The 11,958-nt window shown below is 51.0% G+C and carries 10 protein-coding genes; 3 read left to right on the top strand and 7 right to left on the bottom strand.

Annotated features, from left to right (window positions below; genetic code table 11):
- Window positions 1-475: 475 nt before the first annotated feature.
- A complete protein-coding gene (gene dsbB, locus J1785_RS09280) occupies window positions 476-1,006 on the bottom strand; it encodes a disulfide bond formation protein DsbB (RefSeq protein WP_015697193.1) in 531 nt (176 codons plus the stop codon).
- Window positions 1,007-1,187: 181 nt separating this feature from the next.
- The gene (gene nhaB, locus J1785_RS09275) at window positions 1,188-2,765 is read right to left on the bottom strand and encodes a sodium/proton antiporter NhaB (protein WP_129951120.1); all 1,578 of its coding nucleotides are present in this window, start codon (window positions 2,763-2,765) and stop codon (window positions 1,188-1,190) included.
- A 242-nt stretch (window positions 2,766-3,007) separates the two neighbouring features.
- Between nhaB and fadR the strand changes: the two genes are divergently transcribed.
- Entirely contained in the window at window positions 3,008-3,730 is a 723-nt protein-coding gene (gene fadR, locus J1785_RS09270; RefSeq protein WP_129951121.1) for a fatty acid metabolism transcriptional regulator FadR, read from the top strand.
- A gap of 66 nt (window positions 3,731-3,796) precedes the next feature.
- Here fadR and J1785_RS09265 read toward each other — a convergent pair whose 3' ends face one another.
- The 3 genes from J1785_RS09265 to J1785_RS09255 all read right to left on the bottom strand — a co-directional run bounded on the left by J1785_RS09265 (window position 3,797) and on the right by J1785_RS09255 (window position 6,854).
- Window positions 3,797-5,332 (bottom strand): SpoVR family protein, encoded by a 1,536-nt coding sequence (locus tag J1785_RS09265; protein ID WP_217157259.1) that lies wholly within the window; start codon window positions 5,330-5,332, stop codon window positions 3,797-3,799.
- 251 nt (window positions 5,333-5,583) lie between these two features.
- Window positions 5,584-6,414 (bottom strand): alpha/beta fold hydrolase, encoded by an 831-nt coding sequence (locus J1785_RS09260; protein ID WP_217219277.1) that lies wholly within the window; start codon window positions 6,412-6,414, stop codon window positions 5,584-5,586.
- Window positions 6,415-6,542: 128 nt separating this feature from the next.
- The gene (locus J1785_RS09255; protein ID WP_217219276.1) at window positions 6,543-6,854 is read right to left on the bottom strand and encodes a hypothetical protein; all 312 of its coding nucleotides are present in this window, start codon (window positions 6,852-6,854) and stop codon (window positions 6,543-6,545) included.
- A gap of 206 nt (window positions 6,855-7,060) precedes the next feature.
- Here J1785_RS09255 and J1785_RS09250 point away from each other — a divergent pair, with 206 nt between their 5' ends.
- Together J1785_RS09250 and dadX are read left to right on the top strand one after the other, a co-directional pair.
- On the top strand, window positions 7,061-8,362 hold the full coding sequence (locus J1785_RS09250; protein WP_217219275.1) for a D-amino acid dehydrogenase: 1,302 nt from the start codon (window positions 7,061-7,063) through the stop codon (window positions 8,360-8,362).
- A 72-nt stretch (window positions 8,363-8,434) separates the two neighbouring features.
- A complete protein-coding gene (gene dadX / locus J1785_RS09245; RefSeq protein WP_129951125.1) occupies window positions 8,435-9,508 on the top strand; it encodes a catabolic alanine racemase DadX in 1,074 nt (357 codons plus the stop codon).
- Between the two features lie 6 nt (window positions 9,509-9,514).
- Here dadX and J1785_RS09240 read toward each other — a convergent pair whose 3' ends face one another.
- Window positions 9,515-10,711: a multidrug effflux MFS transporter gene (locus J1785_RS09240; protein WP_217219274.1), complete on the bottom strand. Its 1,197-nt coding sequence runs from the start codon at window positions 10,709-10,711 to the stop codon at window positions 9,515-9,517.
- A gap of 150 nt (window positions 10,712-10,861) precedes the next feature.
- Window positions 10,862-11,692: an ammonia-dependent NAD(+) synthetase gene (gene nadE, locus J1785_RS09235; RefSeq protein ID WP_217219273.1), complete on the bottom strand. Its 831-nt coding sequence runs from the start codon at window positions 11,690-11,692 to the stop codon at window positions 10,862-10,864.
- Between the last annotated feature and the right edge of the window lie 266 nt (window positions 11,693-11,958).

Raw genomic sequence — 11,958 nt, 5'->3', positions numbered from 1 at the left:
ATCTTTTAGCCCTCGTAGCATAGAATGCATTGAGAAATTTACAAAGGTAGGTTTCTTTTTATGCAGCGCAGCGTGCCGGGAAGGAGAAAATGTGACCTCTGATCAAAACCAACGTCGGGATTAATGGGACTCCGCCATTGCCCCCGCGTTAATACCTTGTCATTCCATTTCCCTTAAATGCCACTGCTGCCTTCTTCCCTGATGTTTAAAGTTTATTTAAACAGGCCGTATAACACGAAACCAGCGACGATCCAGAAGGCGACGCAGGCTCCAACACAAATGACCCAAATGGCCCAGACGGGAAGATTTTTCATTGCACGTTCCAATAATGGTAATAAAACTCACAGAGGCAGAAAGCCCGTGTTGATCGGGCGCTGCAGATAATACATCACGTCTGTTAGGGATAACATCTTCTCCTCCACAGACATAAAAAAAGCGCCATGATAGGCGCTTTTTTGTTTCAACGATAGTTTAATTAACGACCAAATAAATCGCGGCGTTTGGGTTTGACGAACTGAGCCAGCAGCACCAGAACAGCAATTACCATGAACACGCTGAAAATCACAACCAGCCACTGGGGCATGCCCAGTGACAGGAATTCCCACTGTTTTTCTGCACAATCACCGCTGGCGATAAACATCCACGGGAACCACTTGTCCAGTGGTAACCATGTTGGGAAACGCGCGGCAAAATCACAGGTGGCGAACGGAGAAGGGTGCAGCTGAATCATGGTGTGTTCCCATGACAGGCGGATACCTTCGTAAGCGCTGTAGATCCAGATAAGGATCCCGGCATAACGCAACCACGTAGAAGGCGCGATAGCACCGACGAGGCCAGCCAGCAGAATCCCCATCAGGGCACAACGTTCATAAATACACATGACACAGGGCTTAAGTAACATCACGTGTTGGAAATACAGTGCAACCAGCTCAAGTGCCAGTGCAGTCAGAGCCATCAGAAGCCATGCACCGCGTCCTTGTGAACAGCGGTTAAGATATTGCAACATAGAAAATTTTTCCCTGCAGTGAGCTACTGACACGCAGTGTAAACCAATTGCTTGCCGCTGCCAGCCTGTCCGATTAAATATTCGGTAAATAATTAATATAAATCGGACAATTCGACTTTAAATTCTGTAATTTTCTGAGTGAAGCCGTTTAGAGGAAATTACTGACTCACGCTTACCCCGATCAATGCACCGTCATGATTTGCGTTACCGGGGGCAAACTCAGCCATCCCATGTCGTTAAACCACTGCGTCATATCGGGCAGCAGATACTGAACACACAACAGGCCAACCAGCGTCATGACGACGGTGTATGGCAATGCCATCCAGACCATTCTTCCATAAGAAAGCCGGATCAGCGGTGCGAGGGCAGAAGTCAGCAGGAACAGGAATGCCGCCTGACCATTTGGTGTCGCCACGGAAGGCAGGTTAGTACCGGTATTAATCGCCACCGCCAGCATCTCAAATTGTTTCAGATCGATGATGCCATTTTCCAGCGCCGATTTTGCTTCGTTGATGTAAACCGTACCGACGAAAACGTTATCTGACACCGAGGAAAGCAATCCGTTGAACAGGTAAAATAGCGAAAGCTGGCTCGATGGCGCAGCCTGAAGCACAAAGTGAATGATAGGGCTGAACAGATGTTGTTCTACGATCACGGCGACAATGGCAAAAAACACCGTCAGCAGGGCGGTAAACGGCAGTGAATCCTGAAATGCCTTGCCGATCGCATGTTCATCCGTGACGCCGCATAATGCGGTTGCAAAGATAATCACCGTAAGGCCAATCAGGCCAACTTCAGCCAGATGGAATGCCAGCGCAACAATCAGCCACACGCCAATCAGCGCCTGTATGGCCAGTTTAATACGTTCCTGCCGGGTGCTGTTCTCGCTGTTCTTTTGATCAAACTTTTTAAGTACTTCATACACCGGGTGTGGCAGTTGCGCACCGTAGCCAAACCAGCGGAAGCGTTCTACCAGGGCACATACGATTAATCCGCAGATAAAAACGGGCACGCTGACGGGCGACATGCGGATCAGGAAATCGGTGAATTGCCAGCCTGCACTTTTCGCGATGATCAGGTTTTGCGGTTCGCCAACCATCGTCATCACGCCGCCGAGTGCCGTACCGACACCGGCGTGCATCATCAGGCTGCGTAAAAATGCGCGGAATTGTTCAAGTACCGCCTGGTGCTGCTGATTACCCGTAAACGAGCTGTCATCGGTGATCTCAGCATTTTCGTTCTGATTTGAAGCGACGTTGTGATAAATCGAATAAAAGCCCGCTGAAACGCTGATCACCACGGCAATCACGGTCAATGCGTCCAGGAATGCGGAGAGAAATGCCGCAGCAAAACAGAAAGCCAGTGAAAGGGCGATTTTGTTGCGCAGATTCAATAACAGTTTGGTGAACACGGTTAACAGCAACTGCTTCATGAAATAGATGCCAGCAACCATGAAAATCAGCAACAAGATGACTTCCAGATTAGCAGAGACTTCTTCGCGGATGCGCTCTGCGCTGGTCATGCCGATCATCACGGCTTCGATGGCGAGCAATCCACCCGGCTGCAGCGGGTAGCATTTAAGCGCCATGCCTAATGTTAAAATGAACTCGACGACCAGCAACCAGCCCGCGATAAAAGGACTGACCAGGAAGAAAATCAGCGGGTTAATGATCAGAAAAGCCAGAATTGCTATTTTGTACCAGGCTGGCGACTGACCGAGAAAATTCTTTATAAATGCACGACTGTAGGTTGTTTCCATATTCCCTAAAGATCCTTTATATAGCTTGTCAATATGTCAAAAAGATAAGTAAGTTTAATCGTCTGACTGGATTTTTCCAATGCCAGGGACAAGGTAATAAACGCTTGAAAAAGGTGAAATTCTGTAAGCCCTTCCACAGTTTCAGCATTAGTTCCCTGCGGACGCTATAACAGGGCATTTTCATCTGGTATGATGAGCAGAACTATATCCCTAATAAAAGCCCCACACGGAACGACAAACACATGGTTATTAAGGCACAAAGTCCTGCCGGTTTTGCCGAAGAGTATATCATCGAAAGTATCTGGAACAGCCGCTTCCCTCCGGGCTCCATTTTGCCTGCTGAGAGAGAGCTTTCAGAACTCATTGGCGTGACCCGAACCACATTGCGTGAAGTGTTACAGCGGCTTGCCCGCGACGGTTGGTTAACTATTCAGCATGGCAAGCCGACGAAAGTGAATAATTTCTGGGAAACATCCGGCCTGAATATTCTTGAAACGCTGGCGCGTCTGGATCATGACAGCGTACCGCAACTGATTGATAATCTGCTGTCCGTGCGTACTAACATCGCGACGATTTTTATCCGTAAAGCGATGCGTACCAACCCGGAGGAAACCCAGCAGGTTCTCGCTAAGGCTACAGAGGTGGAAGATCATGCCGAAGCGTTTACGGCGCTTGATTACGGTATTTTCCGTGGTCTGGCATTTGCTTCCGGTAACCCGATTTATGGTCTTATCATCAACGGGCTGCGGGGTCTTTATACCCGCGTCGGACGCTATTACTTCTCCAACCCTGAAGCGCGCAAATTAGCCATCAGCTTTTATAAAAAACTGTCAGAAATTTGCCACGAAAAAAGCTACGAACAAATTGTGGATTGTGTGCGCAATTATGGACGTCAGAGTGGTGAAATCTGGCACAGCATGCAGGGCGCGATGCCGGGTGATCTGACTGAGCAAAAGCATCGTTAAGAGTGAGATAGACAAATATCAGAAAGGGCGCTCAGCGCCCTTTTTTAATGCCAGAAGCCTATTCAGTTACAGCGGCGTCGGACGTGGCGGGCAGCGCTCCAGCAGTTCAACGCTGCCATCTTCATTGAGTTGCTCGATGAAGACATCGAAGCCCCACAGACGGTGGACGTGTTTCATGACTTCACGACGGCTCTTATCAAGCGGCGCGCGATCCTGAGGAATATAGCGCAAGGTCAGCGAACGGTCTCCGCGCAAATCCACATTCCAGACCTGAATATTCGGTTCGTGATTGCTCAGATTGTATTGCGCCGATAATTCCTGACGGATTGCACGATAACCTTCCTCATTATGGATGGCGGCGATTTCCAGGTAGTTATTGTGATCATCATCGAGCACCGTAAACAAACGGAAATCACGCATCACTTTCGGTGAAAGAAACTGGCTGATGAAGCTTTCGTCCTTAAAGTCACGCATCGCAAAATGCAGCGTGTCGAGCCAGTCTGACCCGGCGATATCCGGGAACCAGTAGCGGTCTTCCTCCGTCGGCTCCTGACAGATACGCTTGATGTCCTGCATCATCGCAAAACCCAGAGCATACGGGTTGATGCCACTGTAATACGGGCTGTTATAAGGCGGCTGATACACCACATTCGTGTGACTGTGCAGAAACTCCAGGATGAAACGGTCGGAGACTTTTCCTTCGTCATACAGATGATTCAGGATGGTGTAATGCCAGAACGTCGCCCAGCCTTCGTTCATGACCTGTGTTTGCTTCTGCGGGTAAAAATACTGGCTGATTTTACGCACAATACGCAAAATTTCCCGCTGCCAGGATTCCAGCAGAGGGGCATTTTTTTCCATAAAATACAGCAGATTTTCCTGCGGTTCCGGCGGGAAACGGCGTGCCTGTTCTGGTGTGTCTACGCTGTCTTTGCGCGGCAATGTTTTCCACAGGGAATTCACCTGGCTTTGCAGGTATTCCTCGCGGCTTTTTTGCCGTGCCAGTTCCTCCTGCAGCGATATTTTTTGCGGACGCTTATAGCGGTCAACCCCGTAATTCATCAGCGCATGGCAGGAGTCCAGCAGTTTCTCGACTTCATCGACCCCGTAACGCTCTTCGCATTCGCTGATATAACGTTTGGCGAACAGCAGGTAATCGACGATGGAACTGGCGTCGGTCCAGCTTTTAAACAGATAGTTATTTTTGAAGAAAGAATTATGCCCGTAGCAGGCGTGCGCCATCACCAGCGCCTGCATGGTGATGGTATTTTCTTCCATCAGATAGGCGATACAGGGATTGGAGTTAATGACGATTTCGTACGCCAGACCTTGCTGCCCGTGTTTGTACAATTGTTCGGTTTCGATGAATTTCTTCCCGAACGACCAGTGTGTGTAATTGATCGGCATGCCAATACTGGAATAGGCATCCATCATTTGTTCGGAGGTAATGATCTCGATTTGATGCGGATAAGTTTCCAGCCGGTAGGACTTTGCCACCCGGTCAATCTCTTCAAGATAGGTTTGCAATAACTCAAACGTCCAGTCCGGTCCATCGCTAAGACGTTTGTCCTCAGTTTTTTGCTCATGGGTCACTGTCGTCATAAGCCGCACCCTCATTCAGTTATGGACGTTACAGAGTGTTTGATTCACAACCTTTTCTTAAGATTTCGTACGTCCATTGATAATCGTAGCTCAATCTGAGTGTGTCGTTAGATAAACACCTTGAATCCCTTCCTCAACAAATCTATATCCTTATGGCAGGACACTGTCAATCGGGGGCCATGAAGAACCCAAAGCCGCAGGCAGTCAGGCTTTGGGTGAACAACCGGAGAGAATAAAACGAACGGCGGGGATTAACTGCGGATAAATTCTAACAAATCTTGATTTATCTGATCTTTATGGGTGCTGCACAAACCATGAGAGGCACCCGGATAAACTTTACGTTTACCATTCGGTAACAATTTAAGCGCGGCTTCGCTGGAGGATGCCGGTGGCACAATCTGGTCATCATCACCGTAAATCACCAGCGTCGGGATAGTCATTTTTTTCAGATCTTCGCGCTGGTCGGTTTCAGAAAACGCTTTGACACAATCATAAAGTGCCTTGATTGAACCCTGCATACCCTGCAACCAGAAGCTCTGACGCAAGCCTTCGGATGCCTGCGCACCCGGGCGGTTAAAGCCATAAAAGGCATCAGGCAAATCGAGGAAGAACTGTGAACGGTCTTTCCGTACGCCTTCACGGATCCCGTCGAAAACAGAAAGCGGCAAACCGACCGGGTTGAATTCAGTTTTGATCATAATCGGTGGCACCGCGCCAATCAGCACCGCTTTTGCCACACGTGAAGTGCCATGCCGGCCGATATAACGGGCCACCTCGCCACCGCCGGTGGAGTGCCCGACGTGAATGGCATCCTTAAGGTCCAGATGCGCTGTCAGCTCGGCCATATCATCACCGTACTGGTCCATATTATTGCCCTCCCAGGTCTGGGAAGAACGTCCGTGGCCGCGGCGGTCATGGGCGATAACGCGATAACCTTTATTCGCCAGAAACAGCATTTGATCTTCAAAAGCATCAGATGACAGGGGCCAGCCGTGACTGAAAACCACCGGCTGGCCGCTGCCCCAGTCCTTATAAAAAAGTTGTGTACCCTCTTTAAGCTTCAGAAAGTTTGAGTTATTCACAGGCGACTCCTTATGGCTGAAATGAACAGTGCGGATATGAATCCACTCGAAGTGTAGGTCAGTAATTAAACAGTTGCGATGTGCATCACATTTTAAACTGACAATATCGCAGGACTGGGTGGCAAAAATTAACCGATGTTGAACGCGGGGGGATATATTGAAACCTGGTGTCCCGGTGACGCCGCCAGAATTTTGCTTATTAAGGGCACTATTCTTCCTGCTCTCTGCGCCTTACGGATCAGCTTCTGCTTTGCCTCGTTTATAAATCCCCGTTCAACCGGAACGTCAATTTTCTGTCCGGGACGAGGGAATATCACACTTGCGATGGTTTGTGGTGTTTTGTTCTTTAAATGTAACGATATAAAAGAATAAAAAACTAAAACAAAACGCCGCCTGAAGTACCGGATATCTTCTGATTTCAATGAAGTCATTGCTGTCATATCGCCATAAATTTCTTCCCGGATGGCCAGAATGTTGCGAAATATCGTTATTTATTTGTGGCTATTGAAAAAAATGCTGTCATGAACGATAAATAAATGTGAAAGACCTCACGGTTATGAGTGGCTGTGTTGGTGATTTTTCTTAGTCAGGTTAATTTCCTGTCATCAGAATATTATGCTTTGTTTTGTCGCGGAGTGGAGTCGATATGCGTGTGGTGATTTTAGGCAGTGGTGTGGTCGGTGTCGCCAGTGCATGGTATCTGGCTAAAGCGGGCCATCAGGTGACGGTCATTGATCGTCAGCCAGGCCCGGCAGAAGAAACCAGCGCGGGCAATGCGGGACAGATCTCACCGGGCTATGCCGCGCCATGGGCGGCTCCGGGTGTTCCGGTCAAAGCCGTTAAATGGATGTTCCAGAAGCATGCGCCTCTGGCGATCCGTCTCGACGGAACGCAGTTTCAGCTGAAATGGATGTGGCAAATGTTGCGTAACTGCAATATGGACCATTATCAGACTAACAAGAGCCGCATGGTTCGTCTGGCGGAATACAGCCGTGACTGCATGAAAGCGCTGCGTGACGACACCGGCATTCAGTACGAGGGCCGGCAGGGCGGCACATTGCAGCTTTTCCGTACCGCACAGCAGTTCGAAAGTGCAGCGAAAGATATTGCCGTGCTGGAAGACGCCGGTGTGCCGTATCAGTTGCTCGAATCCAGCCAGCTGGCGACCGCAGAGCCGGCGCTGGCACAGGTCGCGCACAAACTGACCGGTGGCCTGCGTTTACCTAATGATGAAACCGGTGACTGCCAGATGTTTACCCGTAAACTGGCCGATATGGCGCGTCAGGCGGGCGTTGTTTTCGAATTCAACCGCACGGTAGATAAGCTGCATGTTGAAAATGGCGAGCTCACCGGCGTGCAGTGTGGCAATGAGATCGTCAGGGCGGATGCTTACGTTGTGGCATTCGGTTCATATTCGACTGCGTTGCTGCGCGATCTGATCGCCATTCCGGTTTATCCGCTGAAAGGCTATTCGCTGACCATTCCGATTACCGATCCGGCCTCTGCACCGGTGTCTACCGTGCTTGATGAAACCTACAAAATTGCCATCACCCGTTTTGATAACCGCATCCGCGTGGGGGGGATGGCGGAGATTGTCGGCTTCAACCTGAAGCTGGCGCAGGCGCGCCGTGAAACGCTGGAGATGGTGGTGAAAGATCTCTATCCTCACGGCGGTAATGTCGGCCAGGCAACCTTCTGGACGGGGTTACGACCGATGACACCGGACGGCACGCCGATTGTCGGACGTACGCGCATTAAGAATTTGTATCTCAATACCGGCCACGGGACGCTCGGCTGGACGATGGCCTGTGGCTCCGGGCAGTTGCTGTCGGATATTATGTCCGGCGTGACGCCTGCGATCCCGTCCGATGATCTGTCGGTTGAGCGTTACAGCCCGGATTTCATCGCCCGTCCGGCAGGTCCGCATAACATGCATCCGGTAGGCTGAATCTGCTGTAATCCCATCCCATACGGTGACTGACATTGTATGGGTTTTACTTTGCTTATTGCCGGAGCCGGTATGCCACGCCCGATTTCAGCCACATTATCCCTGTCTGCATTAACCCATAATTTACACCTCATTCGCGGCTTTGCCCCTCGCAGTAAAGTCTGGACGGTGGTGAAAGCGAACGGTTACGGTCATGGTATTTCCCGTATCTGGCGCAGTTTATCGGCCACCGATGGTTTCGCGTTGCTTGATTTCAATGAAGCCATTTTATTGCGTGAGTCCGGCTGGCAGGGACCGATATTACTGCTCGAAGGTTTTTTTACGGCTGAGGATTTGACGAGGGTTGATCAATATCGTCTGACCACGTCCGTACACAGCGAATGGCAAATAAAAGCCCTTGCACATGCCAGCGTCAGCCAGCCGGTCGATATCTACCTGAAAGTAAACAGTGGTATGAACCGTCTGGGTTTTGCGCCGGAACGTGCCGGGGATGTCTGGCAGCAGTTACGCGAGCTGAAGCAGGTGGGAGAAATGACGCTGATGAGCCATTTCGCCACTGCTGACAGCGTGGAGGGGGTTGACGCGCAGATGGCTGCGATTAACCTCGCCGGGCAGAATATCCGCGGCCCGCGATGTCTGGCGAATTCCGCTGCGACGTTGTGGCATCCGCATACGCATCATGACTGGATCCGCCCGGGAATTATTATCTATGGTGCGTCGCCGAGCGGTGAGTGGAAAGATATTGCGCATACCGGCCTGCAACCGGTGATGACGCTTAACAGTGAGCTGATCGCCATACAGGAGCTTAACGCCGGCGCGCGGGTGGGTTACGGTGGGCGTTACAGTGTCACGCGTCCTCAGCGCATCGGCGTGGTGGCCTGTGGTTATGCAGACGGATATCCGCGCCATGCCACTTCCGGTACGCCGGTTTGGGTTGATGGCGTGCGAACAACGACGGTCGGCACGGTTTCAATGGATATGCTGGCCGTGGATTTAACACCCTGTCCGCAGGCACAGATTGGTTCGCCGGTTGAGTTGTGGGGAAATAATTTACCGGTGGATGAAGTGGCAACGGCGGCCGGTACGCTGGGCTACGAATTGCTGAGTGCGCTGGCACCCCGCGTACCGGTATCGACAATCGGTTAGAAAGTATTACGGTTCCAGGCGGGTCAGACGGCCCGTCGATTTTTTGCTCGCACGACGTGCCAGCACTGCCAGACATCCGCCTGCCAGCATCACCAGCGACAGGCTCAGTTTAGGCTGTAACGGTAATGCCATGGCGATAAAACCGAGTAGTGCACCGCCCGCCATTTGCACCGAACCTACCAGGGCTGAAGCAACGCCTGCTTCGCCGGAGAACGGTTCCAGTGCATAACTGGTGGCCGGACCCACCAGAAACGCCAGACCGGCACAGGCGCTGGCGACCGGCAGCATATACAGCCAGGTGGCGGTTTGGTCTGCAGGTGAAACCAGCGTAATACCGGCAATCAGCCCGAGGCAACCGGCAAACATAAGAATGCCGCCGGCAGTCAGACAAACCGGGCGTCCCACTTTATGAATAATGCGGTTGGCGATAAAACTCACCGCCATAATCCAGAAGCCGTTCGCCCCGAATACCAGCGAAAATTGCAATGGCGTCAGCCCGGCGATGTTCATCAATACGGTCGGTGCCAGCGATACATACGTCAGCGCCATCCCCATGGCGCCGGCATTTACCAGTGCAAAGGTCATGAAGCGGGCGTTGAACAAAATGCGGGCATACTGACGGAAAGGCAGACCGCTGTTGGTCTGGGTATCAGCAGGGCGTGTCTCCGGTAGTTTGAATATCACCAGCAACATCACCGCCAGCGTATAACCGGCCAATGCCCAGAAAGGTGCACGCCAGCCATAATACTGGGCGATCAGGCCGCCGATCAGCGGGGCCAGTGCAGGGATAATATTCAGTGTGCCGTTGAGAAAACCATATGCGCGGGCGGCCTCATTGCCACTCATCCGGTCGCGCACGCTGCTGAAAATCACCACGGACGTGCAGCAGACAGCCAGCCCCTGAATGACGCGGGATAATAAAAACATCCACGGTGTGACGGACGTCGCGGCAACGATTGCACCCGCCAGATACACCACAACGCCGATAATGGCGATCGGGCGACGACCCCATTTATCAACCAGTGGACCGGCCACCAGCTGTCCGAGCCCCATCACCAGAATAAATAATGAAATTGAGGACTGGATCACCGCCTCGGTGCTCTGTAAACCGAGTGCAATGGCGGGAATGGCAGGCAGGTATAAATCAATACCTAAAGGGCCAAGCAGCACCATACTCAGCAGCAGGAAAAGAAATTTTTGCATTGAAAACATCACTGTCAGTCATCCGGAAGGACGCTAAGGGTAATGATTTCGTTAATGAATGGAAAGAAGCTTGTGATAATCAGACCGGTGAGCACGGTGAATAAATCCGGACACCCGCAGGTGCCCGGTAGCTAAGCCATGACGGAAGGCTTATTTTTTCTTCCAGAAATCATCAAATACGGTTACCGGCAGCTGACGTTTATGCTCAGTGCGCAGGTACCAGCCCTCAATAATGGCGGCATATTTATCGTCGATTTTCTTGCCTTCCAGATAGTCGTCGATCAAATCATAGGTTACACCGAGTGCGGCTTCATCCGGCAAGGCAGGGCGGTTGTCTTCAAGATCCGCCGTCGGGGCTTTTGTATACAGATGCGCCGGGCAACCCATTTCCCTGAGCAGTGCTTTCCCCTGACGTTTATTCAGACGGAAAAGGGGATTAATATCCGTACCGCCATCGCCATATTTGGTATAGAAACCGGTTACGGCTTCGGCGGCATGATCCGTCCCGACCACCACGCCTTTTTTCATCCCGGCGATGCTGTACTGCGCTTTCATGCGCTCACGGGCTTTTTCGTTCCCTTTAATAAAATCGCTCAGTTCAATGCCAATTTCACGTAAGGTCGCTTCGCTCGCCAGGACAGCATTTTTGATATTGACGGTCAGAACCTGATCCGGCTGAATGAACGCAATGGCATCCTGACAGTCCGATTCATCCGCCTGCACGCCATACGGCAAGCGTACGGCAATGAACTGGTAGTCGCCATCATGGGTTTGTGCACGTAATTCATTAATTGCTGTTTGGCAAAGTTTGCCGGTAAGAGTAGAATCTTGCCCGCCGCTGATACCCAGAACCAGTGTCTTGATGACCGGGTGGGCCAGCAGGTAACTTTTGAGAAAATCAACGCTGACACGAACTTCCTGTGCGGCATCGATGTGGGGTTTAACGTGCAGAGCCTGAATAATCTCTTGTTGTAAAGCCATGACTACTCCTCCTGAAGGCTGCCTTCGAGGAACCCGAGGCAAAAATAAGACGTTATCAGGGTAAAACTACCCCGCATTACTCAAAAGGACAAGATTCAGCGACGAGTTAGGCGGAAATCTGTACGCTGCCGGCTCGCAATATTTCGAACCAAAGCGGCAGGAAGAAGTAAAGTGTGGCGCGTAATAAATCATTTTCGCCCCTCATTGGAATAAAAAATCAATGAACAGGATTGTAATGATTTTGTATGTTTCTATTGCCGGAAATA

This window comes from Rahnella perminowiae, from assembly GCF_019049755.1.
Lineage (GTDB): Bacteria > Pseudomonadota > Gammaproteobacteria > Enterobacterales > Enterobacteriaceae > Rahnella > Rahnella perminowiae.
The sequence above is the reverse complement of the archived record's forward strand: the minus strand, read 5'-3'. Positions and strand labels throughout refer to the sequence as shown.